At 63.5% G+C, this 26,599-nt stretch carries 21 protein-coding genes; 15 read left to right on the top strand and 6 right to left on the bottom strand.

Annotated elements, in window-relative coordinates; all coding sequences use genetic code 11:
* Nucleotides 1–31: 31 nt before the first annotated feature.
* The 3 genes from NS355_RS08160 to NS355_RS08150 all read left to right on the top strand — a co-directional run bounded on the left by NS355_RS08160 (nucleotide 32) and on the right by NS355_RS08150 (nucleotide 3,269).
* Entirely contained in the window at nucleotides 32–1,405 is a 1,374-nt protein-coding gene (locus tag NS355_RS08160; RefSeq protein ID WP_167345428.1) for a tyrosine-type recombinase/integrase, read from the top strand.
* A gap of 121 nt (nucleotides 1,406–1,526) precedes the next feature.
* A complete protein-coding gene (locus NS355_RS08155) occupies nucleotides 1,527–2,417 on the top strand; it encodes a hypothetical protein (protein ID WP_058745253.1) in 891 nt (296 codons plus the stop codon).
* A 48-nt stretch (nucleotides 2,418–2,465) separates the two neighbouring features.
* Nucleotides 2,466–3,269: a hypothetical protein gene (locus tag NS355_RS08150; RefSeq protein WP_153008134.1), complete on the top strand. Its 804-nt coding sequence runs from the start codon at nucleotides 2,466–2,468 to the stop codon at nucleotides 3,267–3,269.
* Between the two features lie 183 nt (nucleotides 3,270–3,452).
* Here the strand turns inward: NS355_RS08150 and NS355_RS08145 are convergent, their stop codons facing one another.
* Complete coding sequence (locus NS355_RS08145) at nucleotides 3,453–4,505, bottom strand: serine/threonine-protein kinase (RefSeq protein ID WP_058745251.1); 1,053 nt, start codon at nucleotides 4,503–4,505, stop codon at nucleotides 3,453–3,455.
* Nucleotides 4,498–4,986 carry a hypothetical protein gene (locus NS355_RS08140; protein WP_244489600.1) on the bottom strand — a complete coding sequence of 163 codons (489 nt, stop codon included), beginning with the start codon at nucleotides 4,984–4,986 and terminating at the stop codon, nucleotides 4,498–4,500. The genes NS355_RS08145 and NS355_RS08140 overlap by 8 nt, the downstream gene beginning before the upstream one ends.
* 145 nt (nucleotides 4,987–5,131) lie before the next feature.
* Here NS355_RS08140 and NS355_RS08135 point away from each other — a divergent pair, with 145 nt between their 5' ends.
* The 5 genes from NS355_RS08135 (at nucleotide 5,132) to NS355_RS08115 (ending at nucleotide 8,960) form a co-directional block, all read left to right on the top strand.
* Nucleotides 5,132–5,389, top strand: a complete 258-nt coding sequence (locus NS355_RS08135; protein WP_058745250.1) for a helix-turn-helix transcriptional regulator — start codon at nucleotides 5,132–5,134, stop codon at nucleotides 5,387–5,389.
* 129 nt (nucleotides 5,390–5,518) lie between these two features.
* The gene (locus NS355_RS08130) at nucleotides 5,519–6,196 is read left to right on the top strand and encodes a hypothetical protein (protein ID WP_058745249.1); all 678 of its coding nucleotides are present in this window, start codon (nucleotides 5,519–5,521) and stop codon (nucleotides 6,194–6,196) included.
* Nucleotides 6,197–6,397: 201 nt separating this feature from the next.
* Nucleotides 6,398–7,366, top strand: coding sequence for a DUF7146 domain-containing protein (locus NS355_RS08125; RefSeq protein WP_058745248.1), 969 nt, complete (start codon nucleotides 6,398–6,400; stop codon nucleotides 7,364–7,366).
* Nucleotides 7,367–7,440: 74 nt separating this feature from the next.
* A complete protein-coding gene (locus NS355_RS08120) occupies nucleotides 7,441–8,139 on the top strand; it encodes a hypothetical protein (protein WP_058745247.1) in 699 nt (232 codons plus the stop codon).
* Complete coding sequence (locus tag NS355_RS08115; RefSeq protein WP_058745246.1) at nucleotides 8,136–8,960, top strand: hypothetical protein; 825 nt, start codon at nucleotides 8,136–8,138, stop codon at nucleotides 8,958–8,960. Before NS355_RS08120 ends, NS355_RS08115 begins: the two co-directional genes overlap by 4 nt.
* Nucleotides 8,961–9,085: 125 nt before the next feature.
* Here NS355_RS08115 and NS355_RS08110 read toward each other — a convergent pair whose 3' ends face one another.
* Nucleotides 9,086–10,750 carry a DUF262 domain-containing protein gene (locus NS355_RS08110; RefSeq protein WP_058745245.1) on the bottom strand — a complete coding sequence of 555 codons (1,665 nt, stop codon included), beginning with the start codon at nucleotides 10,748–10,750 and terminating at the stop codon, nucleotides 9,086–9,088.
* Between the two features lie 125 nt (nucleotides 10,751–10,875).
* Between NS355_RS08110 and NS355_RS08105 the strand changes: the two genes are divergently transcribed.
* The 6 genes from NS355_RS08105 to NS355_RS08080 are packed head-to-tail and all read left to right on the top strand — an operon-like array spanning nucleotide 10,876 to nucleotide 21,294.
* Nucleotides 10,876–11,124 carry a hypothetical protein gene (locus NS355_RS08105; protein WP_058745244.1) on the top strand — a complete coding sequence of 83 codons (249 nt, stop codon included), beginning with the start codon at nucleotides 10,876–10,878 and terminating at the stop codon, nucleotides 11,122–11,124.
* Nucleotides 11,121–14,198: an ATP-binding protein gene (locus tag NS355_RS08100; protein ID WP_209445045.1), complete on the top strand. Its 3,078-nt coding sequence runs from the start codon at nucleotides 11,121–11,123 to the stop codon at nucleotides 14,196–14,198. The genes NS355_RS08105 and NS355_RS08100 overlap by 4 nt, the downstream gene beginning before the upstream one ends.
* 11 nt (nucleotides 14,199–14,209) lie before the next feature.
* On the top strand, nucleotides 14,210–14,671 hold the full coding sequence (locus tag NS355_RS08095; protein ID WP_209445044.1) for a DUF7680 family protein: 462 nt from the start codon (nucleotides 14,210–14,212) through the stop codon (nucleotides 14,669–14,671).
* Nucleotides 14,672–14,686: 15 nt separating this feature from the next.
* Nucleotides 14,687–17,581, top strand: a complete 2,895-nt coding sequence (locus NS355_RS08090; RefSeq protein WP_058745285.1) for a DUF1156 domain-containing protein — start codon at nucleotides 14,687–14,689, stop codon at nucleotides 17,579–17,581.
* 6 nt (nucleotides 17,582–17,587) lie between these two features.
* Entirely contained in the window at nucleotides 17,588–18,163 is a 576-nt protein-coding gene (locus tag NS355_RS18970) for a hypothetical protein (RefSeq protein ID WP_058745241.1), read from the top strand.
* Nucleotides 18,163–21,294, top strand: a complete 3,132-nt coding sequence (locus tag NS355_RS08080) for an SNF2-related protein (protein ID WP_209445043.1) — start codon at nucleotides 18,163–18,165, stop codon at nucleotides 21,292–21,294. The genes NS355_RS18970 and NS355_RS08080 overlap by 1 nt, the downstream gene beginning before the upstream one ends.
* 32 nt (nucleotides 21,295–21,326) lie before the next feature.
* Here the strand turns inward: NS355_RS08080 and NS355_RS08075 are convergent, their stop codons facing one another.
* Genes NS355_RS08075 through NS355_RS08065 form a run of 3 tightly spaced genes read right to left on the bottom strand, consistent with a single transcriptional unit; the run spans nucleotide 21,327 to nucleotide 24,956 of the window.
* The gene (locus NS355_RS08075; protein ID WP_058745240.1) at nucleotides 21,327–22,148 is read right to left on the bottom strand and encodes an AlbA family DNA-binding domain-containing protein; all 822 of its coding nucleotides are present in this window, start codon (nucleotides 22,146–22,148) and stop codon (nucleotides 21,327–21,329) included.
* Nucleotides 22,149–22,158: 10 nt separating this feature from the next.
* Nucleotides 22,159–23,610, bottom strand: a complete 1,452-nt coding sequence (locus tag NS355_RS08070) for an argonaute/piwi family protein (protein ID WP_058745239.1) — start codon at nucleotides 23,608–23,610, stop codon at nucleotides 22,159–22,161.
* Nucleotides 23,607–24,956, bottom strand: coding sequence for a DUF4365 domain-containing protein (locus tag NS355_RS08065; RefSeq protein WP_058745238.1), 1,350 nt, complete (start codon nucleotides 24,954–24,956; stop codon nucleotides 23,607–23,609). The genes NS355_RS08070 and NS355_RS08065 overlap by 4 nt, the downstream gene beginning before the upstream one ends.
* A gap of 308 nt (nucleotides 24,957–25,264) precedes the next feature.
* Here NS355_RS08065 and NS355_RS08060 point away from each other — a divergent pair, with 308 nt between their 5' ends.
* A complete protein-coding gene (locus NS355_RS08060; RefSeq protein ID WP_153008133.1) occupies nucleotides 25,265–26,599 on the top strand; it encodes a hypothetical protein in 1,335 nt (444 codons plus the stop codon).

The following is a 26,599-nucleotide window of genomic DNA, read 5'->3' as shown; positions in this document are numbered from 1 at the left end:
GTGACTCCGACCAATGGAAGGAGCATCGACCTTGCCGCGAGAACGCCGCACCCTCACCAAGGACACCATCAAGTCGATCCCACCGTCCGCGCCCGGCCGGAAGGAGTTCGTCTGGGACGACCGCCTGCTGGGCTTCGGCGCGTACCGTCAGCAGAACGGCATCGTCGTGTTCGTCTACCAGTACCGCCTGCCGATGCGGCCCGCCAGGCGCATCACGATCGGCAGGCTCGGCGACGTCACGCCGGCGCAGGCGCGGGAGATCGCGCAGGAGCACGCCTTCCAGAAGAGCCGGGGCGTGGATCCGGTCGACAAGCGCCGCGCAGAAGCGAGGGAGGCGGACGCCTCCAAGTCGCTCGTCATCAAGACCTACGTCGCCGACTACATCGAGCGCCGCAAGATCGAGCGCAAGCCGCTCACCCTGCAGCACGAACGCATCCTGTCCCGCGACGTCGCGGGACTGATGCCCGACAAGCGCATCGACCGGCTCACCTCCGGCGACATCGACACCTTCCTCAAGGAACTGGCGCTCCGATCGATCTCGGCGCGAACCTGGGGGCTGATCTACCTGAAGGTGATCCTGAACGACGCCAGGAAGCGCGGCACGATCGCCAAGTCTCCCGCCGACGCCTTCGATGTGCCGGCACAGGTCGTAAGGGAGCGCGTACTGCGCCAGGCGGAGATCCAGCGCCTGCTGGAAGCCTTCCGCGACAACGGCACGACCCACGGCCTCGTCTACGAGTGCATCATGCGCACCCTCAAGCGCAAGGAGGAGGTCGCCGCGATGCGTTGGGAGGAGATCGACCAGGCCACCTGGCTTTGGACGATCCCCGCGTCGCGGATGAAGACCAAGGAGATCCACGTGATGGACCTGCCCCGTCAGGTGGTCGCGATCCTGGAACGGCTCCATCCCGATCCCAGGAAGCGGCGCGGCTTCGTATTCAGCTTCGACGGGTCGAAATCGATCAAGGTCTCCACGCAGGACAAGGCCAACATCGATGCACACGTCCAGCGCCGCATCGACCTCGCCGACGCGGAGGGCATCGCAATGGCCGAGTTCGAGCACTGGGTGCCTCACGACTTCCGCACCACGGGCGTCACGATCATGGCGGACGAGCCGTTCAACCTACCCGGCGACGACCTCGAATTCGCGATCGCTCACAAGGTGCCGCGCAGCAAGTACAACCGCGCCCAGCGCCGTGCGGCCGTCCGCCGGGCCGTCGACGCGTGGAACACGCACCTCGACGCCCTCATGGAGAGGCCCGACGCCTGGCCGGGTGGGAAGGATCTCGCCCCTCTCGGCAGGTTCGAGATCAAGCCGATGTGGCAGAAGCTCCGGTCCTCGTGGCCGCAGCGGAAGTACGACGACGCGAGGGTCAAGAAGGCGAAGGAGGGCAAGGTCAAATAGGGAATGTAGTAAGCCGTTCGAGCCCGCCATCACGATGGACACCACCGTATGTCCGTCTATCATATGATGGAGGGCCGAGGGAGGAAATGCTCCGTCGTCCATGTCAAGGCGATGGAGCATCATGGAAGACGGAGTCGAGCAGGACCGCATCTCTTCCGTTGACTGGACCGAATGGTATTCCGACCCTTCAACTTGGCCGACCAGTCGACATGTATTCCTCGCCGAGGCCGCGATCCGTCTCGGGCGTGCGATGATCGATCCTTGGGAGGACCATCTCCTGTCGCACGCTGGTGACCACAATCTGCCGCTCCCCCGTGGGCTGGACTGGTCCGCCCCCAATCGCCGAGTATTCGATGATGGGTCCGGCTCAGTCACGGAGGAGCTCTCGATCGACGAAGGCATGAGTCGCCCGGTCGGATGGACGGATGAGGAAGAGGTCCGACTCTTTGAAACGGATACGCACAACAGCATTCGTCACGATGCCCGGTTGGCGGCCAGGGCAATAGCCGGTGCGATTGCGAAGCTGGCCGCCCGGGGATCGATCCGCACCTATGCGCGCCCGATCGGAGGAGGACGGCTGGAGGACATCGATCCTTCCGACTGGGAGATGGACGATCCCGTCGGGCGACTTGCCTCCTGCCGCATGACGCCGGGCACGCCATCGGCGGCTGCGGGCACGCATCATATCTTCCTGGAGACCGAAGGTCTCACCAAGAAGCTGACGGCATACGCAAGAGAGAAGCCGCTGGCCCTCAACAGCGGTCGAGCGCTACCGGCCGATCGTCCGGTCGGCGGCATGACCCCGCAGGACCGCCTCATCGTCCAATGTGAGCAGGCACTACGCGCTTACCTCAGCACCAGGCCATCAGATTGGAGGAAGGACACCCTCCGGCACATCGTGGCGAAGACGATCAATCGTCCGTTCTCGGATTCGGTTTTCGATCAGGCCAGGGAGCGGGTGAAGAAGGACTTCCCGCACATCGCCAATGGCGGGAGACCGAGAGGCTCTTGAGAACGTCATGGAAATCCAGCGAGGAGCTTCCATCGCAGGATGAAAAATATGACCACGCGGCCGATTCCGGGACCATTCCCCTTCATCGTCGAACAGCGCTGCGATCTGGATCGACGGGTCCGGCTCGACCAGTTCCTCGACTCCATCGCGCCCATCGACGGAACCGACGGCAGCGCCATGGCTCGGGCGTGCGGCCTCCATCAGGACACCCCCATTAACGCCAGCCAGCGCCAAGCGCTGCTCGACGTGGTGAGACGCAACGTCGCGCGCTTTCCGCTCAATTCGATCTGCATCGTCTGGTCCCCATCCGAATGCACCTACGTCTCCACGAACGGACCGGATGTGCCAGGTGACAAGGTGCCCGACTACGACGTGGACGATCCGCGCGACTGGGACGATCACCCGTTCCATCTGGTCGACTGTCGGGTCATCCCTCTCGACGACGAGGAGGGAAGCGTCTCCCACATCTCCCTGCGACTGATCGGCTCGGACTACGTGGAGATCTCCACCGCCAGTCCATGCCACGTCGCCAGCCTCGAGGACGAGGGGCCGTTCAGGTCGCCCCACCCCTACGACAGGTTCTGTGACGCGGACGGCACATTCCATGTTCCGGCCCGTTTCCGCGGCGTCGAGATCACCGGGTACAACGAGACGTTCCCGACGCTGTACGGTCCGGTGCAGCCGGACGGCTCGGACGTTCGGGTCGTGCCGCGGTGGCCGAGCCACGTCTGGCAGGCATGTCGTGAGATTTCAGGCGATACGCTCACGGAGCGGCAGCTGAAGGCGGCATGGGCCGCGGTCGCGCCGACGTCCGACGACACCAATCAGGTAGGGATACTCCTCGCAGCCTGAAGCGCCGTCAGTCCCGCTTCCGATCACGGAAGTCGATGTACCATCCACCATCGATCGGTGCCGATCTCCATCCCTCTTCGCGTTCAGCCTTCCGCTGCGCGCAGGGGGAAGGACGACCTTCGACCTGAGGAAGACGATCGGATCGCGTCTGATACTTGCCGGGATCGTTCCTGATTCTGGACATCAGGTGTCTCCGAGGAATGTCCGCACCTGCCTATCGGTCATGCCGTCGGTGCAACCCGGCGTGACCCTTCTCCGTGCTCCCGTCGACGAGATGCGGTAGCAGGTGGTGCCGCCCGCGTCGGACAACTCGAACTCGTACTTCGTTCCCTCTACGTTCTTTTCCCACCTCTGGCAACCCGGCGGCTTGGAATACACCCAGTCCAGGTGGGCGCCCTCGACCAGCCCTAATGCGTTCATAGCATCCAGGGCTGAACCGAACCGCGCTGCTGGATCCGTCTCCAAGCACTTCCGGACCACGCTGCGCATGCGTTCCGGGATGTGCGCGGGGAACATCCGCTTGTCGGGGAACTGGCCATTCACCACGGCGACCCGGAAGGCGTTCCGATCGAACCGATCGCCCGCAGCGGTGCTCGTCACGAAGCGACCGAACTGACGGTCGAACTCCTCGTTTCCGCAGCACATCCGGTAGAGCAGGACGCCGACTTGATAGATGTCGAACGTCCTTGGGAACTCGTATCCCGAGAACCCCTCGGGCGGCAGTATCCGGATATAAGGGACATCGAGCTCGGCAAAGCCTCGCGCCCCGATCGGACTCGCGAGGCCGAAGTCCGACAGCAGCGCCTCGCCCCGATCGGACAGCAGCACGTTGTCGGGCTTGATGTCGAAGTGGACCAATCGGTTGGAATGGACGTGCTGCAGGCCCGCCAGAACCTGACAGCCCAGCGTGACGATCTCCCGTACGCTCAGGAAGCGCTGCGACAGGACGTCCTTCAGCGAACCGCGTCGATAGAACGGCATCGCCACATAGATGCTGTCATCGTCCTCGCAGGCATAGTGAACCTGGACCACGTTCGAATGGGCGCTTGCATACAGCGCCTGCGCTTCCGCGAAGAAGCGGCCGACATCGAGACGTGCCTTCGCGATCTCCTTGATGACGATCTCGGCATTGAGCTGAGCGTCGTGGGCAACGTAGGTCCGACTGTTCTGGCCGTCGTGACCGATCTCACGGAGGAAGCGGAGATTGAGCTCCGCGCGACGGTGTGGCCTAAGCATTCACGGCTCCAATGGCACAGAGGACGGCTTCCCGTCTGGCCTCTGACAATTGATCCCAACCCTCGACGTCCAAGTCGTTCCGCGCCTGCTTGATCATCGGAAGCACTGCCGTACGCGCCATCCCGAGCTTCGCCGCCATGACGGAGATGGGGCCGGCGAAATAGGCTTCGAGCGTGCTGCTGGCGAACGCCTCCTGCAAGACGCCTTCGATCTGCATGCGATCAACCGAGGGACGCTGCGCCACCGGCTCACTGGTTCTGACCCCTGCACGCACCACGCCGTATTCGCGCATGATGTCGAGCACGTTGCCTCTGACGTACTTCAGCGCTTGAGGCCATTCGAAGGCGGCCGGAACGACGATGTCCTCGACGTTGAGCACGTTCTGCTCCGTCGAATCGTAGATCGCGAACGTCACGATCTTGGGAGCGGCCCGTAGGCCCATGGTGATCAATTCATCGCTCCCCATCGGCATCGCGGCCATGTCAGCCGCGGCGATATCTTGGGATTACCTCTCCAACAATGTCCACCCCCCGCCGGGGATGTTTGCCGACGATCACGTCGATTGCCGTGCATACAAGAAGTGCTCCGCCGCCTGATCCCAAGGCGGCATACGAGGAGCAAGTCGAATGCAGACCCACGTCACCAGCGCCGCACCCGCCACGCCGCACGGCCGCCGCCCCCTGCTGACCACCACCGAGGCCGCGACGTACTGCGGACTGGCCAAGAACACCTTGGAGAAGATGCGGCTCTACGGCCGCAAGGGCGACAACTCGCCCCGCTTCATCAAGCTGGGGACGGCGGTGAGGTACCATCCGGACGATCTCGACGCCTGGATCGACCGCAACCGCGCCATCACGACCAGCGAATACGACCCCACCAACTGATCCGCCTGCCTGCGCTGGCCCACGACTTCGGCCGTGGGTCCGCGTCCCGACGCGACGTCGGCAGAATGCAGCCCGTCAGCAAGGACGGAGGCCGCCCCACGGCTTCCGGCGAACAACGAGGACATCGTCATGGACAACGTACATCATCTTCCGCTCGCGAGCGGAAACCTCTCGCCCGACCAGATCGCGCTGATCCACCGCGCATCGAAGACCAACTCCGAACCGCCCGCGCTGCTGGTGCGTCTCGCCACCCTCCTGGGATGCTCGGGCTCCAGCATCGCGGCGGCCCCGATCGAAATGATCGATCGGCAGCAGGGTCTCCTGAAGCTGCCCGATCCGTCCGGCAGGATGACCGAGGTCGCGGTGGGCTATGCCGCTGCGGCGGCGGTGGTCGCCGCAGCAGGGACGAGGACCAGGGGGCCGCTCGTCGTCGACACCTACGGCAAGGTGCTGGCCTGCGACGAGGACACCGAGGACTACGCGAAGGAGATCCTGGCGGCGAACGTGCCTGCAACCAACACCTTCGACTGGAGCCTGGCGCTCATCCGGGACTCCATCTTCGGCCAGCTCGTCGACTTCGGAACACCGATGCTGGTGGCGGCGGCGCAGGCGGGCATCGGCCCGGAGTGGCCCGAAGGCACGAAGCGCGAGGACATGCTGCTGAACCAGCGGGCGGCCGCCGACTGGTGGACGTACCGCATGGGACTGCGTCCTCCATCGCCGTTCCTGCTGGCCCATGCCGTCACCCGGATCAGCCTGGGCGATCGTGGTGGTTCGATCGACCTGCATTCCCGCCGCTCGAGCTGAGTTCGGGAAGGTGCCGGGCGCCAACGGCGCCCGGATCGGGATGGTTGCGCCCGCGCGCGAACGCGCGGGCGGATCTCCGATGAAAGTGACTGCGGCGCGGAAGCGCCGGCCGGCTTGAGCCGGGCGGTGGAGGCAGGGGCCGAAGGAAAGAGGCCCAAGACCACCGCGAACGTGGCGATTGACCAGCGAAGGAGCATGCACATGGACAGCATCGGCCTCCCGGCCAGATACATGGACGAGAAGGGGCGCATCGACGTCGCCCGCATCAAGGCGGAGACCTCGATCGCCAGGGTCGCGGCGGAAGCGACCGACCTGAAGAAGAGCGGCGACGAACTGAAGGGGCTGTGTCCCTTCCACCCGGAGGATACCGCCAGCTTCTTCGTCAACGAGGGCAAGCAGGTCTTCCACTGCCACGGCTGCGAAGCGGGCGGCGACGTGATCGAACTCCATCGGCGTCTCCATCACGTCGACTTCCGCCAGGCCTGCCTCGATCTGGTCGGCACAGCGACCATCGTGCCGCCGAAGCTCGAGAACCCGGTCATCATCGCGATGCGTCGCGCGGAGTCGGTGAGGCGGGCCCGTCAGATCTGGCAGGAGGCGACGCCGATCGGCTGGTCGCTGAGCGAGACGTACCTCACGAACCGGGGCATCGGCCACGCCGTACCCGGATCGATCCGCCACTCGCACGTCGCGCGCTGGTGGGATGCGGACGGTCGCGAGGGTCGACGCGAGCCGGCGATGATCGCGGCGCTGCAAGACCGCGAAGGCCGGCTCGCTGGCATCCAGCGCACCTTCCTCGACCAAGAGGGGCGCAAGTCGACCCGTGGCACGCCGAGGCTGTCGCTCGGCCGGGTGCGCGGCTGCGCAGTCCGCTTCAGTCCCGTCGCGGAGACGGTGATGCTGGCGGCGAGCGTCGAGGACGGACTGGCGGTGAGACTCATGTTCCCCGGGGCCAGCGTCTGGGCGGCGGTGGGCGATGGCAACCTGCCGCACGTCCGCTTCCCAGCGGAAGTAAAGAGCGTGATCGTCTGCGGCGACGCAGACGCACCGGGCAGAGCCGCCGCAGCGGCAGCGATCGCCGCGTACGCGGCTGCCGGCCTCGCCGCGGAGGACCTCGTCCCCCGTGCCGGGAAGGACTTCAACGAGGAGTGGCTGCTCCTCCACGCCTGAGCAGCGGACACCGAACATCGTCGATCACCACCACCGGTCCGCCGCGTCGGCGGACTTCATCCGAGGAGAACGAAATGCCCAGGAAGAAGCCCTCCACCATCTCGCTGCCCGTCGTGGCGAACACCGCAACCGACCTGCACCGTCCGTGGAAGGACGGTGGCGGCCTCGTCCACGTCGATGCCGTCTATCACGTGCCGGACGTGCACCCCTCGAACGATGGACCGTGGGCGACGGAAGCCGACAAGATCGCATGGACCGATCCGATGTCGGGATACGGATGCATCATCCGTCGCAACCCGGAGGGCGGACACCTCCAGGGATACGTCTCCGTCCCGCCCGGCCATCCGCTCTTCGGCCGCGAGAGCGGAACCCTCACGGGAATCACGATCGGCGTGCACGGCGGTCTCGACTATTCCGCCGCCTGCGAGGACTGGGAAGATGAGGATCGCAGCGTGTGCCACCCCAACGGCGTCCCTCCGGGGTTCCAGCAGGGCGTCCATCGGAACGAAGCCGCGGACGACGACGCCTGGTGGTTCGGCTTCAGCTGCAATCAGCGGACCGACCTCCTGCCGGAGGACGCCCGCCGCCCGCGGGGGTCCCGGACGCCAGCGTTCGGCGTCGACGACCCCACCTACAAGACCGAGGCCTTCGTCTACGGCGAGTGCGTGCGTCTCGCAGCACAGCTGAAGGCGATCGAGGAGGGCCGCGATCCGCGATCCGCCGACCCGGGTTCCACCATCATCGCTCCCTCCGACACGGAGTACAGGCGTTGACCGCGCGCGTCTTCGATCCCGATCTGCCCTGGGGCAACTGGCTGAGGGGCGAGCACGTCGATGGCGAGACGGTCTTCGTCGACGAGGAGACCGGCGAACGCTGGGCCTCACTGCGCGCGGCCTTCTGGAACGGTCGGCTGGGAATGTCGAACTACAACCGCGAACCGCCTCACGAACTGTTGGAGACCATGCACGCCGTTCTCGTTGCAACCGTGCGGCGCAAGCCGACCTTCTACGAGCAGGCGCACGATCTATTCGAGTCCAGCAGGCTGTACCTCTGTCTGTTCCACCTGTGGCTCGCCAAGGAGGGCCTGATCGAACTGGCGGAGAACGGGCACGGTGCCAAGGCCGTGACGGCGGAGGGGATGGCGGTGATCCACATGCTGCTCGCCACGCGACCGTACGACGTGCGGAGGCAGCGGCCGTCCGCCGCGACCATCGCCCAGCTCTTCGAGCTGGGCCTCGGACCCGAAATGCGGGAGGACAGGCTGGTGCGCGTCGAACAGGCGGCGGCGCGCTGGGACGTCGCCTTTCTGCGCCGCCATGAAGCGGGCCGGCCCTCGATCATCCTGTCAAAGCGAGGAGAGGGCGTGGTGCCGATCTTCGAGACGGTGTGGACCCTGGGGCTGGAGTCCGACGAACAGCGCGACCGCTTCTACGAATGGCTGTGCATCCGAATGGATCGTTGGCCGACGTGGGGGGAGCTGGCGACCAGCTACGGATCCGATCGCCTGACGCATCACCTGCTCGAAGCGGTGGTCGCGACGCTGGCGGACGACGAAGTGGGCAAGCAGATTCCGGGAATCGCCTACAACACCTGACTGAAAGATTGGGATGTCGCCGTAGCCAACTGCTGGAACCGAGTCCGTCATCCCCAGCCCACCCCATGCTCAACGTCGCATGGGGTGGGCTCATTTCATTGGGTCATCGATGAAGGTGCCGCTGATCAGCCTCCCCACTCTGTCCGTACGAATGCTTCGATCTTGGCAGCACGATCTCGTACCGCATCCTTGTTCCACTTCAGACCTTCCTCGATCGCCCGCCCGACCGCCATCGTCGCGTTCATCCCGCATTCCACGTAGCGTGAGGCCTTGTCCTCGGGAGGCTTGTCCTTCAGCGACGAGTTCACGCCTGGCGGAAGCATCGCCAGATTTCCGAGCCCGTGCACATACCCCTTGTTGGAACTCTGGGGCATGATGTGCTCGATCGACTTGGCCGGATCCGCCGCCCAGACCTTCGCCCATTGAGACTCGTTGATCTTCACGCCGCTGATGGACGCCAGATGCTCCTCGTAGCGGAACAGCAGATACCGGACCTCCTCGTTGTAACCGCCGTACCAGTCGTCCCACGTGTTCTCGTCGATGATGTCTTCGATGTCGAACCCCTCCGCCAGTTCGCCAAGCGCTTTCAGTATATCGTCGGCGCTCATGTCGTTCTTCAACACGTCGTAGCCCAAGCGGATATACTCACCGACCTTGGTCCGGCTGTCCTTGCCGGCCAACGTGAAGATCCTGAACGTCACCCGTTCCCACGCGCCGAGAAGCATCGCCTCGGTCTTCTCCTCGAAGCCACGGAGCATGATCGCGATCGCCAGAAACCTGGCTTGCCCGATCCGCGTCACCGCAGCTCGACGCTGGTCGTTGTGCAGATCCACGACCTTCGCGACCACCAACTTCAGCCAAGCCGCCGCCTTCACAATCGTAGCGAGCCTCGTTCCGGCCGCCTTCAGCAAGGCCGCGGACGCATCCTGTTCGCTGAGGACACGGTTGGGACGAGCCTCGTCCGACCACGTGCCGGCGAACCGAAGCGCCTCGTCTCCGAGGTCATCGTCGAGGCCAAGTCGGCGGTAAACGTCCTTCCAGATGTTCTGCATCTCGTGCAGCCCATCCGCTCTCGACCCCTTCTCTACGTACTCGAAGATGGACGCCATCAACTGGCTCTTCGTCTTGTCGATCCAACGGACGTCTAGGCCCCGACTGTTGAGAACCTCGAAGACACGGTAGACGGTGCCTTCATCGTCGAGCTCGTGGTAGATCATCGACAGCTTGTGGCGGATGGTGGCAACGAGATCGACGAGCGTGCCGAGACCGGTCCAACTGGCAACGAAGGCCTCGCACTCTACCGCAGCGTTGACGACATTCTCATCGGCAGCCGTGACGACCGCATCCCGCCTGATGACTCCATCCTTGACGTAGCTCGCGAACACGTCGCTGCTGTCGTGGTTGGTCTGAAGAAGCACGAGATTGTGGTCGTCGCCCTTAACCAGAAGCCTGCGCAGGTCCTCCCGGACTTTGCCCTCCGTCTGATCGTCGACGTTCAGCGCCTTCTCGATGGCCTTGATGAGGATGACGAGCGTCGTGATGCGCTGCTGGCCATCGACGAGTTCGACGACGCCGAACTCGTCGGCGTCTATCATCCGTATATCCCGAGCGAGGCCGACGACGGTAGCCATGAAGTGATCGCGACCAGTCCGATGCACCTCCCTGATGTCCTCGAACAGGTCGGCTCGCTGCCGCTTCTGCCAGGAATATGCCCGCTGATAATCGGGTATCCTGAAAAGCCTGCTCTGCATGAGCTTGGCGACCGTGAAGTGCTGGGGATTGAGACGCATCGAAACCTCGCTTCGGACAATCGATCGAACCTACGCGAGCAGATAAGGCTTTCCACACAAATCGGCGTGGCCGGGTGAAGCAATGAGCCATTGCGGCTGAATGCCATTTCCTCTAATTAGGAAACATGCCTGAGGAAGCCGATGATGTCCTGATCGAAGTCGGACAGCTGCTGTTCGGCCTTCGCTGGCAGAGCGATCTGGCAAGGGCGCTCGGGACCAGCGACAGGATGGTTCGCTACTGGTTGTCGGGTTCGAGCGCTCGTCCTTCGGACCTGAACGACAGATTGGCCACGCTTCTCGAAGAGCGGGTTGGAAGAATGCACGATGTGGTCGTCCGCCTGAGGACGTCCGGGATAGGGGAAAGCAACAAGTGACCACGCCAACGATCTACGACCTCTGCGTCCCTCGCCAGGACGTGCTGTCCGGTACGATGGCGGATGCGGACTTCGCCGCAAGGCTCGGACCCGTCGTGAACGGGACAGGTAAGCCCGACTACGTCGATCCCGTCCGGTTCTTCGAGAACACCTATCCCACGGCAGGTCTCCGCGAGCTTCTCGATCAGGTGCTGAGACGGCTGTCCGGTACACCCGGCGCCGTCTCCTCCGTGTTCCGCCTCGATACGAGCTTCGGCGGCGGCAAGACCCACGGTCTGATCGCGCTGATCCATGCGGCGCGCAACGCGGCAGCCATTCCGAACATGTCCGAATTCACCGACGTCATCATGTCGGGCAGTGCACGAGTCGCGGCCTTCGATGGCGAAGCGGCTGACCCAACCAATGGCCGCTCGATGGGAGACGGCATTCTCGCCTACACGCCATGGGGCGAACTCGCCTATCAGCTGCGCGGTCGCGAGGGATATGAGCGGGTCCGGGCGTCCGACGTGGAACGCCGTGCGCCGGGCTCGGAGACTTTGGCGGAACTGCTCGGCGACCAGCCGTCGCTGATCGTTCTGGACGAGATCGGGGAGTACCTGCGCAAGAGCCCCGGCGCAGGTGGCCGAGATCAGCTCGCCGGGTTCATCAAGGCATTGTTCTCCGCAGTGGAGTCCTCGCCGAGGGCCGCGATCGTCTTCACGCTGGCGGTCCGTTCCGACGGCAAGGCGACCGACGCCTTCGCCGCGGAGAACGAGGCCGTGGCGAAACTCATTTCGGAGGCGGAGAGCGTCTCCGGCCGCAAGGCGACCATCCTGAACCCTACGGGCGACGACGAGACCGTGGCGGTGCTGAGGCGGCGCCTGTTCGAAGAGGTCCGGTCGGGTGCCGCTGACGTGGCAACAGCCTTCGCCCCGATCTGGGCGGACAAGCGCGTCGAAAATCGGGAGGGTGCTCGGGGCTCGAAGCTCATCGACACCTATCCTTTCCATCCGGATCTGATCGACACCCTCACAGACAAGACGTCGACGCTGGCCGACTTCCAGCGCGTGCGCGGCATGCTACGCATACTCGCGAAGACCATCTCCTGCATATGGCAGAGCCGCGTCGCGGACGCCTACGCGATCCACGCGCATCACATCGACCTCAGCCAGGACAGCGTCCAGCGGGAGTTCACGACCAGGCTCGGACAGTCGGCCTTCGTTCCTGCGATCAACAACGACGTCGCAGGCTCCTCTGGCAAGCCGGCGCTGGCGCAGCAGATAGATGTCGACGTCAACGCAGGCCTGCTGCCTTACGCGTCGTATGCCGCCAGAACGATCTTCGTGCACACGCTGGCCTTCAACAACGAGCTGCGTGGCATCACGCCAGCGCAGCTGCGCTATTCGATCGCATCGCCGGCATCCGATCTCGACCTGCTGGAGGCAAGCCTCGTCCGCTTCCAGACGGACAGCGCCTATCTCGACGACCGCCCCGGTGCGCCCCTGCGATTCAATGCGGAGGCGAACCTGACGCAGATCATCGCGAGAGAGGAGAAGGGCATCGATGCCGAGCGCGTGCGTCTCGAGCTCGACAGCCGGATCAAGGACATCTTCAGCGGATCCCGACCGACATTCGACCCGATCCTATTCCCGGCCGGCGCGTTCGACGTGCCGGACGACGTAGGCGAAGGGAAGCCGCGGCTGGTGGTCGTCAAGCACGAGACGCTAGAGGTTTCGTCGCAGCTCGAAGAGGTTCCCGAGTTCATCGCCAACATGTACACGCGCAAGGGCAGCGAAGGCGACAAGTTCCGGATGCTGCGGAACAACCTCGTGTTCCTGCTGGCGGACGAACGCACGGTCCCGCAGATGCGCGAGGCGATGGCCCGCCGCCTGGCGCTGTCCGAGCTGAAGCGTCCGGAACGCCTGATCGACCTCGCCGAACACCAGCAGCAAGAGATCCTTCGCTTGGAAAGCCGGGCGGAGTCGTCGGTCGCCGTCGCAATCCAAGGTTGCTATCGCCACCTCCTATACCCGTCGAAGGCGGCGCTTGGCGAGGGACTGGTCAGTCTGGCGTACGCATCGATCGACAATCCCGCGACGGCAGCCAATCCTGGGATCGGGCAGACCCAAGTGGTCCGGCAGCTCGCCGCCAGCGGAAAGCTGAAGTCGCCGGAGGACGCGCCCGACGCGCCGGCGTTCATCCGTGACCGGACACCACTGAAGCTCAAGCGGCAGATCACGACGGCGGCGCTTCGCGAGGAGTTCCGCAAGGACGCCAGCCTGCCGATGCACATCGGCGACGACCCGTTCAAGAAGATGGTCCGCAAGGGCATCGAGGACGGCCTCTTCGTCTACAGGCGCGAGGATCTCGTCGCCGGTCAGGGCGAGCCGATGCCGAGCATCGTCATCGACGAGTCGTCGGTCATCTTCACCGCCGACTACGCCAAGGAGCACGGCATCTGGCCGAGGGTGGTGGTCAGCACGCCGTCCGGTGGCACTGCCACCAGTGGCGACGGTCCGGCCGGGTCGTCGACGAACGGCGCCCAGGATCAGGGCTTCCAGCAGGTTGGCGGATCGACGCCCGTCATCGGAACGCCGAGCGGCGCCGGCGCGGCATCGGCCGTGAGGGAGCCTGGAAGCACTTACGGAGCGGGTGCGGTCTTCACGCACGAGGGCGTCCTGAAGGAAGCGCTGACGGTCGTCTTCCAGAAGGCACGCAGTAGCAAAGCCAGCCGCCTGGCCTCCCTGACGATCTCTCCCTTCGAGTACGCAGATGCGTTCAAGCTGCTGGCGGTCGCCGATGCCGTGCCCGACGCTATCAAGCGCGTCGAGATCGACGGGGATCTGTCCACGGCTGCCGGCGGCGATCTCACGATCAAGGCGGATGGTACGATCGGCGAGATGAAGAGCCTGAAGGAGTACGTCGAGCCGCTGCTCCGCGCAGCCAGCGAGAAGCGGTTCGACGTCGTCATCCGAATGACCTTCGCCGACGGGCTGGATCTCACGACGGACGCTGCGGAGAAGATCACCGAGCGCCTCACGCGCTTCGGCTCCGCCGCTGCGTTCGTGGAAGCCTCTGCGGAGGTGGCAGCATGATGAATGCAAGAATGAAAGCCGACTACATGAACCGGCCAGCGATCCAGCCTTCATACGAGGTGCGCGCGCGACGCGTCGGCAACGAACTGCAGGTGGACATCTGGCAGATGCCGTCGTCCGCAAGTCCGCATATCGTCACGCCGATCCGCGTGGCCGGACTGGCGGGTCGTAATCTGGAGATCAACCAGATCCGCATCTTCAAGCGCCTGAAGGACGCGGGCATCCGGCTCGACGTGATGCCGATCGATGGCCTCCGTCTTCCCATCGACGAGGCGGCTGCCCTCCGCCTCGCGCTTATGTTCCGCGTGCTCGCGCCGATGCGATCGCGCTCCGCGATGGTGCAGGTAGCGGAAGGCATCGAGGAGATGCCGCGCGAGGAGGCCGCCTACTGGCTGGGCATGGCCGTACACCGCAAGAACCCGCGCCGCGTGCTGACCGCGCTTCGAGTCCTTCTCACTTCAACCGCTCGCTGATTGAAAGACGACCGTATGACAACTCGCCTGATCGAGCGTTATTTGCCCATCGCCGAGATCGGCATCGAGAGCGTGCGCGAGCGCACCCCGATGACCCCTTTCCCGGCGCCCAATCGGCTGCATGTTTGGTGGGCGCGGAGGCCGCTGGTGGCTTCGCGCGCGGCAGTCTTAGCTTCGATCCTGCCCGAGGACGCGGATCGCGACGCATTCAAGCATGCGCTCGGCATTCACGGCGATCCGATTGCTGCGCGGGTTCGGATCGCTCGCGCCGATCGTCAAGGCGAGCGGCTCGGCGCTAACGCCTATGGGTATCCGCGAGCTTTCCTGCACAACCCTACTGAGGAAGAGCTCGGCGACCTCCTGGGAGATAAGGAGTTCGTGGTCCTTGATCCAACTGCCGGCGGTGGAGCGATACCTTTCGAGGCCTACCGCTTGGGGCTGTCGGCAGCTGCGAACGATCTGAACCCCGTCGCTAGCCTCATCGAGAAAGCTACAATCGAATATCCTGCCAAGTTTGGTGCCCAACTACTGCAGGAATACGAAGCAATCGGACCAACTTGGGCAAGTGAGGTGCGAGCACGTTTGACCACCGTGTTCCCAGCGGAACCCGAAAAGGACTGCCGCCCCGACGCTTACCTGTGGGCACGCACGATCGCCTGCCCATACTGTGCCGGTCAGGTGCCGTTGTCACCTAACTGGCGCCTTGCGCCTGACGGAACCGGCGTAGCGATCGTCACGCACTTGGCATCAGGCGTCGGAGACACGGCTCGCCATTGCACTTTCAAGATCGTCGATAGCAGTAAGGATCACGCTCCAAGCACGATAGCTGGTGGCGATGGAATTTGTCCGTTTCCTGATTGTGGGCGTCCGATTGATGGCGACGAGATCAAACGCCAAGCCCAAGCAGGCGGAATGGGTGAGCAACTGTTCACGGTTGTCTACAAAAGACAGGTGATTACCAAGACCAAGACCGGGAAGAACCGGATGAAGTGGGTGCGCGGATATCGCGCGCCAACCGCCAATGATGACAATCGCGGGCTCGTAGCTACTTTACTATCGGACAAACTTCCTGAGTGGGAGGCGATGGATATCGTGCCAAACGAGGCGTATCCCGAAAATACTAACGACGATCGCCCCCGCCAGTACGGTATGCCCCTTTGGAGGGATATGTTCTCACCGCGCCAGCTATTGGCGCATGGGGTAGCCGTCGAGGTCTTTCAAGAAATGTTGGAAGCTGATCGATCGAACGGCTCGCTGACAGAAGTTCGCGCGATGGCCTATGTATATGTCGCCATCGGTATGGACAAGCTACGCGATTATAATTCGCGGATGACGCGTTGGATCGTCAATCGTGAGACGTTGGCAAACACCTTTGATCGACACGACTTTGCATTCAAGTGGTCCTATGCCGAGATGGCCCTCCTCATCGAAGGCATGGGCTTCGATTGGGCGATCGAGGCAACCGGCAAGTCCCTACGAGAGCTTATTGGAATGGTCGGAGCCAATAAGCGTGGTGATATGCTGGATGCCGTACAGAAAGTCACCGGAACGATTGCGGTGACCAACGGCTCTGGGGCATCAATGCCACACATCGCCGATCGATCGGTCGACGCAGTCGTGATGGATCCGCCCTACGGCGCCAACGTAATGTATGCCGAGCTGTCCGACTTCTTTTACGTCTGGCTCAAACGCACTGCCGGCCTGGTCGTGCCAGAGTTGTTCACCCGCCGTCTCGCCGACAAAGAAAGTGAGGCGGTCGCCAATAAGACTCATTTCCAAGGGCAGAAGGGTGCTGCCAAGCTCGCCAACCGCGACTATCAGGACAAGATGGCTGGCATTTTCGCCGAATGTCGTCGCGTCCTGAAGGACGACGGCATCATGACCGTCATGTTCACGCATAAGGATACAGGCGCGTGGGATGCGTTGGCGATGTCGCTGATGCACGCAGGCTTCGTCATCACGGCGTCCTGGCCGGTCAACACCGAAGCCTCAGGGTCGCTACACATCAAGGATAAGGCTGCCGCAAACTCCACGATCTTTCTAGTCTGCCGGCCCCGTATTGATGAAGGCGATGAAGCAAATTACTGGGAAGACGTCGAGCCGCTCGTCGCGAAGGCGGTTCGCGAACGCATTGGGGATTTCCAGATCGCCGGCATCACCGGCGTCGACCTCTACCTAGCGAGCTTTGGTCCTGCGCTGGAGGCGTTTTCACGCCACTGGCCGCTTACCCGCGGCAACCCGGCGCCACTACCGCCGGCGAAGAGGGGATCTCAGGGTGATCTGCTCGAGGAGTTCGATCCCTACGCCGTGCGCCCCGAGGACGCATTGAACGCCGCACGTCGCGAAGTGAAGGCATGGCGTCTCGCTCAGCTCGCCGACCGGCGTGCAGCGAATGACATGGACCCCGCTACCGCATGGGTCGCATTGGCGTGGGACGCATTCCGCGCACCGCAGTTCGCCTACGACGAAGGTCTGCGGCTGGCGCGTGCCGTCGGTCTCGACATGACCCAAGTCGTTGGACGACTGGCGGAGAAGAAGGGGTCGGATCTCAAGCTGTGGGACTCGGCCACGCGCGTCGCCAAGGGTGCGTTGGGTCCAGCGAACGGCTCGCGTGGAATGATCGATGCGCTCCATCACGCGGCTCAGACGGCACAGAAGACCAGCGTCGAAGCCGCTCGCGATATGTTGGAAGCGAACGGCCTGCTCGACGACGACGAGTTCAAGGTGGCTCTCGAAGTCCTGCTAGAGGTCCTGCCGCCGTCCAAGACGTTCTCCGGCATCGAAGCCGACGATGCGATCAAGCCGGCTGCGGACGACTTCGATGCGCTGGAGAAGCTCCGCCGCATCGTCTACGGCGATGAGATCGGCGCGCCGAAGCAGCTGTCCCTGTACGATCCGCTGGACGCCTGATCCACGATGCGGTCGGAGAGCGACTACAATCACGAACGCGACGGCATCGATCTGGCTCACGCCCAGAACGATGCCGGCCGCGACGCTTTCGTCGGTCTCGTCCATACGGCGCTCTTCGCGGCTTCGATCGCGTTCGTCGGAGACGTCGCTCCGCTGAAGGATGCCGTGCTCAAGCCGGCTCTGCTTGCGGCCTGGTTCTTCAACTTCGTCGGTCTTCTCGCACTGACGATCAGCTTCCAGGCCGCCCGCAACGCCGCGAACAAGCGGCGGTCCGCGCTCAACGATCACACCCCGCCATCAACCCGAAGCGTAGACGTACTGAATGGCGTTTCCCTTTGGACCTTTCCCGTCAGTCTTCTATGTTTGTTCTCCTTCACGACAGCCAACGTGGTGCAGACCAATGACCGACAGAAACCATCGACCACAGCCACCGTCGCTCCCGGACACCGATCGCCGGGGCTCGACGCCGCCGCCCCGCGCGCCAGCCTACCAGGCCCCAACGCCGACCCCGCCAAGTCCCGTTCCGCCAACGCCGGCCGCTCCACCCGCGAGCAGATGATCGCAGAACCGAAGGCCCACTGATGCTGCTCACGGACCGGACCTGGAAACGCAAGTTCACGCGCGAGGACGGCGACCTCGTGCGGAAGTTCTACGTCCCGGCGCTCTCCACGGCGACGCGATACGATCGCATCACCGGCTACTTCACGGCGGCCGGGCTGGCGCTCGCATCGGCCGGGATCGAGCACCTGGCGATGAACGAAGGACGGATGCGCCTGATCGTGGGCTGCACCCTGAACGAGGACGAGGTCCATGCAATTGAGAGCGGTCTGGCGATGGCGGAACTCGTTGCCGATCGCGTCGGCGACGCGTTGCCCGACGCGCCGGAAGGTGACGAGCGCAAGGCGCTCGAACTGCTCGCTTGGCTGGTAGCGCACGGACTGCTCGACGTGCGCATCGCGGTGCGATGCGTGCCTGGGACGCGCAAGCCAATCGCGGGCACAGTCATCTTTCACGAGAAATCGGGCGTCATCGAGGACAAGACCGGCAACCGGCTGGCGTTCACCGGGTCTCTCAACGAGACCTATCAGGGCTGGAAGCTCAACGGCGAGTCGATCAGCGTGTTCACGTCGTGGGGCGCCGCTGCTGAGTACGTCGACGACGAGGACACCTGCTTCGCGAGATATTGGAACAACCGAGCCGAAAGCATCCTGGTTGTCGACGTTCCGACCGCGATCCGCGACGCGCTGCTGAAGTTCCTGCCGCCCGACGACCAGATACCCGCCCGGATCGACGACGCGCGACGTGACGACCGGGACGATCAGCCGAACGAACCCGCAACACCTGCCGTGATCGTGCAGAATCCAGCGGCGGTGGAGCAAGCGGCCAGCCATACCTCCCTGTGGGACCGCATCGCTGTCGCTGCGAACGATCCGGAGGGTGGCATCTGGGTCGGTGAAGCCACGAGCCCCGTCGATGCATGGCCGCATCAGCGCAAGGCGTTCCTGCGCATGTACGGCGATCATCGGGATCATGCTCCGAGGCTGCTGATCGCCGACGAGGTCGGATTGGGCAAGACCATCCAGGCCGGCCTGATCCTACGGCAGTCCTGGCTCGCGGGCCGCATGCGCAGAGGCATCATCCTCGCACCCGCCAACGTCTGCGCGCAGTGGCAGGCCGAGCTGCGTGAGAAGTTCGCACTGAACTGGCCGATGTACGACGGCCAGAACATGCTCCGGTATGATCCGGCAACGAAGCAGATTGTTGCCATGCCGGTATCTCGATCGGACTGGTCGCGCGAGCCGTTCGTGATCATGTCGAGCCATCTCGCCCGACGGCGCGAGCGTTGGCCGGAACTGGTCGGTGCCGAGGAATACGATCTGGTCGTGGTGGACGAAGCCCACCACGCTCGCGTCTCACGGTCCGGTCGGAAGTCCGAGCCGAACATGCTCATGCGTCTTCTTCGCGAGCTGAAGCACCGTACGCGGGGTCTCGTACTGCTGACCGCCACGCCGCTGCAGACCAACGGACTCGAGCTGTACGACCTGCTGTCGCTGCTGGGGCTGCCCGACGAGTGGACCGCGGACGACTTCGAGCGCTACTTCGAGGCGCTTCGTCAGCCGAACGTTCCGACGCACGAGTTCGAGGCGTGCGTTGCACTTTTCCAAGCCACTGAACGCACATACGGCGAACTCGCTGAGACGCGCGCGGCGGGGATGGGCGCGGGCGGGCGAAATGCGCCCCTATCCCGCGTGGCGGTGAAGACCGTGCTCTCCGCCCTCCGGGGCGCCTCGTCAATCAAACGGCGGCGCCTGACGCCGACGGAGCGGACCGCTGCAATCCGGATCCTGAAGGGCTGGACACCGATCGCCGCGCTTCTCTCGCGACACACGCGCGCTCTGCTGCGTCGCTACAAGGCCGCAGGAAAGCTGGACGTGCGCATTGCTACCCGCGATGTCCGGGATCGCCTCGTCGACATGTCGGCGGAGGAGCGAGAACTCTACGAGGCGACCGAAAAGCTGATCACCGACGCCTACGCGAACGCGGACGAGAAGAAGCGTGCTGCGGTCGGCTTCATCCTCACGATCTACCGCAAGCGGCTGTCATCCAGCTTCGCGGCGCTGGCCTGCTCGCTGCGCGGACGCCTTGAGCGATCGAAAGCCATCGAAGACGACATGCTCGGTCTTGAGGACGAAGGTGAGGAGGTCGACGTCGACGACACTCCCGTCCTCGACCAGGAAGCGCGGCAGCTCCTCGAGTCCGCGGCGATCGAGGAACTGCTGACCGCGGTGAAGCAGCTTCCTCCGGACAGCAAGGCGATGGCGCTCGTCGAGGAACTGTCGAAACTGGAAGCCGAGGGCTACCAGCAGACCATGGTGTTCACGGGCTACACGGACACCATGGACGCGCTACGGGACTTCGTAGCCGACCGCACGAACCGTGAGGTCATCTGCTTCTCCGGCCGAGGAGGCGAGATCCGCAGCGCCGACGGACGCTGGCGGTGGGTCTCAAGGGCGGACATCAAGCGCCGCTTCGCCAAGGGCCAAGGAGACATCCTGCTCTGTACTGATGCCGCAGCCGAAGGCCTCAACTTTCAGTTCTGCGGATCGCTGATCAACTACGACATGCCGTGGAATCCGATGCGCGTCGAACAGCGCATCGGCCGGGTCGATCGGCTCGGACAACGCTTCGACGAGATCAGGATCGTCAACCTGCACTATGCGGACACGATCGAGACCCAGGTCTATCAGTCCCTCTCGTCGCGCATCAGCCTTTTCGAATCCCTGGTGGGAGGCCTGCAGCCGATCCTCTCCTCGGTCAGCAAGCGCATCGCCGAGCTCGCCCTGTCAGGAGCCGTCGTCGACGTGGAAGCGATGATCGCCGCGGATCTGAACCGTCCACCGCCGGCCGTCGATCTTGACGACGACGAAGCTGCACTGGACGACATGCCGGACATCGAACCCGCGGCGTTCGATCTGGGTGATCTCGAACGGCTCATCGCCGACGGCGATGCGCTCCCGGTCGGCTTCCGGACGGAGCGGCTCAGCGAGCATGAATGGACCGTCGAGGCCGTTACGCTTTCGCAGCCCGTTCGCGCGACCTTGGATCGATCCTTCTACGCAGTGCATTCCGACTCGGCCGAATTCTGGACGCCTGGATCGCCGGCTTTTCCCGCAATCGCCTTCCATTCGACGGGATCGAACCCACCGAACTAACAGGACATCCCGACGATCCTTCAAGCCTGACGTCACTCGACGTCGAGATCCCTTTGGATCCTAGCCTTCTTCGCCTCGAACATCCTTCGGATGAAAGCCTGGGTGTCCTCCTTCGGGTAGTCAGGGTTGGGACTACGATTAGAGCCACCGAACAGTGACAGCGCCGACAAGTTTTGCAACTGGGCCGCAAGATCTGCAACGCCCATCCGTCGAACGACCAGCGTCTTCGGGATGCGATCGTTCAGCACCTGCAGCTGATCGAGATGATCCTCGAGCTTCATCGCCGCTGCCGTCGAGTGCCCGGTGGCGATGCGCGCGTTGATGATGTGCTGGAGTTCCTCGTGGCTGGCCTCCACGCTTTCGGTGCCACGGCGGACGTATATGGCGGCCGCTCGAGCGTCGCCGTTCGCGCGCTCCGCGACGTACGGAAGATGTTCGGGGTTCGGCAGTACCGAGACCAGCTGGAAGCGTTTTCCCTGCAGGGCCTGATAGTCCGATGTCTCGTACGCGAAGTCGTCGATGTGAAGATTCCGCATCAGCGTGTCCGGAATCAACGGATTGACCTTCTTCGTGACATCGACCTTGTCCTTGAACTCGGTCAGGCCGGTGGGATCGAGCGACTTGTCCGCACGCTCGGCCACGCCGATGACGATGCAGCCTCCACCGCTGTTGCCAAGCGCCAGGACATGACGTGCCAGCTTCTCGTCAGCCGGCCACTCCGCCTTGAAGTCCAGGTTGGCAGCTTCACCGGTATGATCCCGGAGAAGATTGCGGAAGCTGTCCCGCGACGGGTCTTCGAGCACCGCGGCCAATTCCTCCCGAAGGCCGCGCTTCGTCGCCACTGCATCGTTCAAGGCCGTCTCCCTACATATAGAAGCTGTATCGTGGGGCGATGACCTGCCCCTCGTCCACGTACTTCAGCACTTCACCCACATGCTTCGCCGCGGCGATCGTGATCGGCAAGCCGTTATCAAACTGAGTATTGTTCCAATTCATCTTCGTCAGGGCGAGCATCTCCTCCGCGATGTGCTGAAGCGGCTGACCTAGCGCCTGGCACCGCAACATCAGCGGTCGAGGTACGTACATTCCGGGATAGGTTCGGAAAAATTCGACGCTTCCTCGAGTATAGAGGAGTGCCTGATCCTTGTCGAAGCGCACCAGGGATCCGCGAAGGGGCGGGTACACCCCCAGCCGATACAGGCGGGTCATCGATTTCTGGACCCAGACGAAGTCAGCATAGTCGATGTCGCGCTCGTCGATGGCCTTGTGGAAGCCGCTCAACTCGTTGCGGTCGAAACGGGACGTCTTGTGCAGCACGACCCTCGCCGGGAAGTGACCGTGCTGATCCTTGAAGACGCGCAGCGAGTTGCTCAGCAGCTCGTACGCGTCCTCGGCAGTCAGATGGGGCTTCCGGTCCTCCTCGCTCTCGACCATGCGCCCGCCCCGGAGAATCAGCCCTTCACCCCGTTCGTCGAACATCTGCGCCGTGCTGGTATGTATGCGCTCGCCATCCAGAGACCGATAGAAGCTCAGGCCCACGAACGACGTCCGGAGCTGACGTGCGTCCCGAGCGAGGCGCCAAGGCAGACCGCCGGCCTTGTAATAGATCGCGGTCATCAGGTTCCACGCGATCGTCGCCTGGTCCTGCGTTCTGCGATCGCTAGACTCCTTCAGCTTGCGTGGGATCTTGAAGGTCGGATCGAACGTGGTCGGCCAGAGCAGCTGGATCGGTAGGTGAAGACGCATGCATGCGGCCTTCAACATGCCGCGGAAGTCGAGATCGGCTCCCGCCTCGAGCTCGTCGGCGTCCTCGCCGCCGGCCGCGTTCCTCGCATTGTAGGTCCGCTGGATGATCTCGACCGGCAGTGCAACAAGAACAACGTCGGGCTTCGTGCTCCGCTCGGACAGCACGGCGATCTCGTTGGTGATCGTCTCGACCACCGCGCGCGTCATGTCGCGCTGACCGGGAATGGCCACCAGTCGGGCGATCTCCCGCGGCGGTATTACACGTTGCAGTTCGGTCGAGGTGACGAATTCGCAACGGAACGTCTCCTCCAGTCCGGTTCCGGGGAATGGCGGAAACAGGTTGGGCTGTCTGCTTTCCTTGGCCGGAAGCCCGGTCGAGCACGTCTCGATCCATCTCGCGACGCCTTCCACGGTTTCGCCGCTACCGACGACGCCGAGCCTGATCCGCTTGGGGGCGCCTTCCAGACCCGCATCGAGCGGGCCATAGTCCATCAGACCGAACCTGATGTCCGGATGACGCATCGTGCCGCCGAACTCGAGCGGCGGTTCCTTGAGATGGGTCAGCTTCATTCCGCGACGTCCTCGACCGTTTCGCCCACCAAGGCATATTCGAACAGTGGAGAGGAGGGGTCGGCCTCCTGCGACTTCCACAATTCGTCAGGCACGCCCACCTCGAGCCCGAGCTGGTCAATCGCCTTGAACGAGATGAAGGGATACGCCCCCTTCAGGAGGTCGCCCTGTCCCTGGGCGATGAGAAACTCGCGCCACATCACGAACTGACCCATGACGGCGGCGTTGTTCTCCTTCTCCTTGATCTTCTTCAGCCGTTCACCCGCAAAACGATCCGCCCGCCGTCCGTCGTACGTGAAGTGGTAGGTGGGCGTGATCTCCACGAACCATCTACCGCCAAGCCGGACGAAATGATGCTGGAAGGCGGAGTGCCGCCAGTATGACGGTCGTCGAGGATCTTCCTTGCTCTTCCCGTAGCCCCCGACGACACGTCTGCTGGTGATGTTGAGCAGGCTTCGGTAGGCGTGGTTCAGATTGTCCCGATCACGGGGCTTGCTGAAGAAGAACGCACCGGAATCGCGATCGTGATAGAGGTGCGGGCGCACGAACTCCCCGATCGCACGGTTCAGCAGCGCCACGAAGTCCCGCTGCCGTTCCTCGTCATCGCTGTCTGACCATTCGTCGACGTCGAATTCCTCCATCGCCTCCGCTTCGCAGAGCTGGTTCCAAGGCCACTTGTCCAGATCATGGAAGGATAGGACCGACTTACCGCGGACGATCCATTCCGCACCGGCCCGCCGATCGAGATCCCGGAGTGCCGCACCGAACGACTTGTCGGAACCATGTCTCGTCGGTGCCCAGTAGATCCTCTTCGAGAATTCGACACCGACCAGGTTGATCAGCAGCTCCTCGTCCATACGGACGCTCGGCCCAGCTGCTCCCGGTCTGGCCGCAGCGGCCACGGATACGATCCCGGCCTTGGCCGCTGGCGTGAACTCGTCGGCAACCTTGTCGAAGACGACCTTGCGCGCCTTCATCCGTTCAGCGTCCGAGAACCAGTCCTTGAGCGACTTCCAGTAGGCCTTCCCCTCCTTCAGCCAGACGAAGATGAGCAGCACGGGAGCGGTACCCTGCATCCAGTACGCGATGTCCGCTTCCGAGCACGGGAATTCGAAGCTGGTGTCCGTCTCCCCCTGCAGTCGCTCCCGCTGGCTGGCCTTTCCCTGGACCTGAAGGAGCAGGTTGCTGACCTCTCCAGTGTCCGTGTCCCGGAGTTCGATGTAGCCATCGATGCCCGCCTCGACGCCGCCGGTCGGATAGAACATGAAGCCCATGCCGTTCACGACGCCTTGGATGTGCGCCATGCCATGCTGTCCGATGATGTCGCTGCGACCGATCTTCTTCATGCAGGCTCCTCCTGCTCAGCATAACGTTCGCTTTTGGTTCCCGGCCAGTGCTATGTGACGACTGACCCGTTCACGAGGACGTTTTTCCGAGGACAGGCGATCTCGATCTCGATCCTGAACCTGCCCTTCCATCCAAATGGGCCCGGAAACATGGGCCAGATCTCCGTTTCGGAAGATGTGAGAAGAAGCGGACATCGTTGCGCGGAAACCACAGCCTCACGATCGATGCGTCTCAAGGAGGCGGGTGGTTGATGGATCGGTCTGCAGAGTCCACCGTGTCAGGACAATGTGTGAAGTCGGGGGATAGCATGGTTTTCGGAAGTCTGTTCGGAGGTGGCAGGACGAAGATCGCGCTGCCGCACATCGGCCACGTCGACAGGCCTTCGGCGCCGGGAGAGTTCCAGGCCATCGCAGCCAAGGTCGCCAGCGCTCTTCCGGCTCTCCTTCCGACCGAACAGGACAACTGGTGGTTTCTGGCTGAGCAGTACGACCGACTGATCGATGCGGCAGGCACGGCAGCGAGCGCAGCCAGGCTTTCGCCCCTGCGTCTGCACCAGATCGAATACGAGGGTCGTCGCTCGGAGGATTCCTACGTCAAGTCACCGAACCCCGGCGTGTCCTTCCTGAAGGACGTCAAGGCGGAGATGGATCAGCACGTCTCGCCGAGCCTGACCGACCTGATGCTCGCCAACGTCTTCGTCATGTACACTTCCGGCTTCAAGGACGCCTTGAACGGCATACGGCGCAAGTACGCTCAGCACTTCCACGACAACTGCATCGCCCAAGGCAGCGTCGCGATGGCCGGCCGCTGGCAGGCGGTGCTGGCCGATCTGGGCGTGAAGCCCGCGCCTGCCCCCGCACCGACAGGGACCGGTCGAGCCGAAGGGGAACGCCTGTTCAAGCTCGGCATGGAGGCAGCCGTCGCGTTCCGATCGAACGAGGCCATCGATCTCTACACCCGATCCATCGCCGCGTGGCCCAATCCCTCACCGTACATGAACCGCGCCAACCTCCTCATGAAGCGCGTCCGCTGCCGTGAGGCGCTCCTCGACCTTCGGGAAGCAAAGAGGATCGACGATCGCGAAGGTCGCGAGTTCGGCCTGATCCTGTCCCGCGAGATCCAGTGGGCGTCGATGCTCGCCAGCAACTACGAGAACGGCACCCGAGAAAAGCTGGTCGCCGATCTGAAGGTGACCGGGCGCGACCATGTCGCCGAACGCATCATTTGCGTCTCCTTCGACATCCATCAGGCCCAGTGGGACTGGAACTCGTTCGATCGCACACTGCTCGAATACCATCTGTTCAACGATCTCGACGACATCCGGAAGTTCGACGACCTCGCCCTGTATCCTGAGGCTCGGGAGCTCCTGGATCTCTACGATGGCGAATTCATCGACATGAAGGTGGCTCAGTCTCCGTCAGGGGACGCATATGCCGACGCGCAGGCGAAGATGCACAACTTCCTGTGTTCGTACGACATGCCGGACATGCTCCAGCTGCGGCGGTACATGCTGTACCGCATCCACGACCGTCTCCTGAGCATGGACTTCGGGCCCATGCACAACGCGCTCGATTCCGACTGCAAAGGCATCATCGCGGAAGCGGAGCGGTTCGTCTCGACCAGAGTGGGAGGTCGACGGTGA

Origin of the sequence: Sphingomonas yabuuchiae, from assembly GCF_001477495.1 — a bacterium.
GTDB classification, from domain to species: domain Bacteria; phylum Pseudomonadota; class Alphaproteobacteria; order Sphingomonadales; family Sphingomonadaceae; genus Sphingomonas; species Sphingomonas yabuuchiae_A.
The sequence above is the reverse complement of the archived record's forward strand: the minus strand, read 5'-3'. Positions and strand labels throughout refer to the sequence as shown.

Bases quoted from the DNA above. Each gene is read 5' to 3' on its own strand.
- NS355_RS08155 (WP_058745253.1), top strand. From the start codon at position 1,527: ATGGAAGACGGAGTCGAGCAGGACCGCATCTCTTCCGTTGACTGGACC.
- NS355_RS08150 (WP_153008134.1), top strand. From the start codon at position 2,466: ATGACCACGCGGCCGATTCCGGGACCATTCCCCTTCATCGTCGAACAG.
- NS355_RS08145 (WP_058745251.1), bottom strand. From the start codon at position 4,505: ATGCTTAGGCCACACCGTCGCGCGGAGCTCAATCTCCGCTTCCTCCGT.
- NS355_RS08140 (WP_244489600.1), bottom strand. From the start codon at position 4,986: ATGGCCGCGATGCCGATGGGGAGCGATGAATTGATCACCATGGGCCTA.
- NS355_RS08135 (WP_058745250.1), top strand. From the start codon at position 5,132: ATGCAGACCCACGTCACCAGCGCCGCACCCGCCACGCCGCACGGCCGC.
- NS355_RS08130 (WP_058745249.1), top strand. From the start codon at position 5,519: ATGGACAACGTACATCATCTTCCGCTCGCGAGCGGAAACCTCTCGCCC.
- NS355_RS08125 (WP_058745248.1), top strand. From the start codon at position 6,398: ATGGACAGCATCGGCCTCCCGGCCAGATACATGGACGAGAAGGGGCGC.
- NS355_RS08120 (WP_058745247.1), top strand. From the start codon at position 7,441: ATGCCCAGGAAGAAGCCCTCCACCATCTCGCTGCCCGTCGTGGCGAAC.
- NS355_RS08110 (WP_058745245.1), bottom strand. From the start codon at position 10,750: ATGCGTCTCAATCCCCAGCACTTCACGGTCGCCAAGCTCATGCAGAGC.
- NS355_RS08105 (WP_058745244.1), top strand. From the start codon at position 10,876: ATGCCTGAGGAAGCCGATGATGTCCTGATCGAAGTCGGACAGCTGCTG.
- NS355_RS08095 (WP_209445044.1), top strand. From the start codon at position 14,210: ATGAAAGCCGACTACATGAACCGGCCAGCGATCCAGCCTTCATACGAG.
- NS355_RS08090 (WP_058745285.1), top strand. From the start codon at position 14,687: ATGACAACTCGCCTGATCGAGCGTTATTTGCCCATCGCCGAGATCGGC.
- NS355_RS18970 (WP_058745241.1), top strand. From the start codon at position 17,588: ATGCGGTCGGAGAGCGACTACAATCACGAACGCGACGGCATCGATCTG.
- NS355_RS08080 (WP_209445043.1), top strand. From the start codon at position 18,163: ATGCTGCTCACGGACCGGACCTGGAAACGCAAGTTCACGCGCGAGGAC.
- NS355_RS08070 (WP_058745239.1), bottom strand. From the start codon at position 23,610: ATGAAGCTGACCCATCTCAAGGAACCGCCGCTCGAGTTCGGCGGCACG.
- NS355_RS08065 (WP_058745238.1), bottom strand. From the start codon at position 24,956: ATGAAGAAGATCGGTCGCAGCGACATCATCGGACAGCATGGCATGGCG.
- NS355_RS08060 (WP_153008133.1), top strand. From the start codon at position 25,265: ATGGTTTTCGGAAGTCTGTTCGGAGGTGGCAGGACGAAGATCGCGCTG.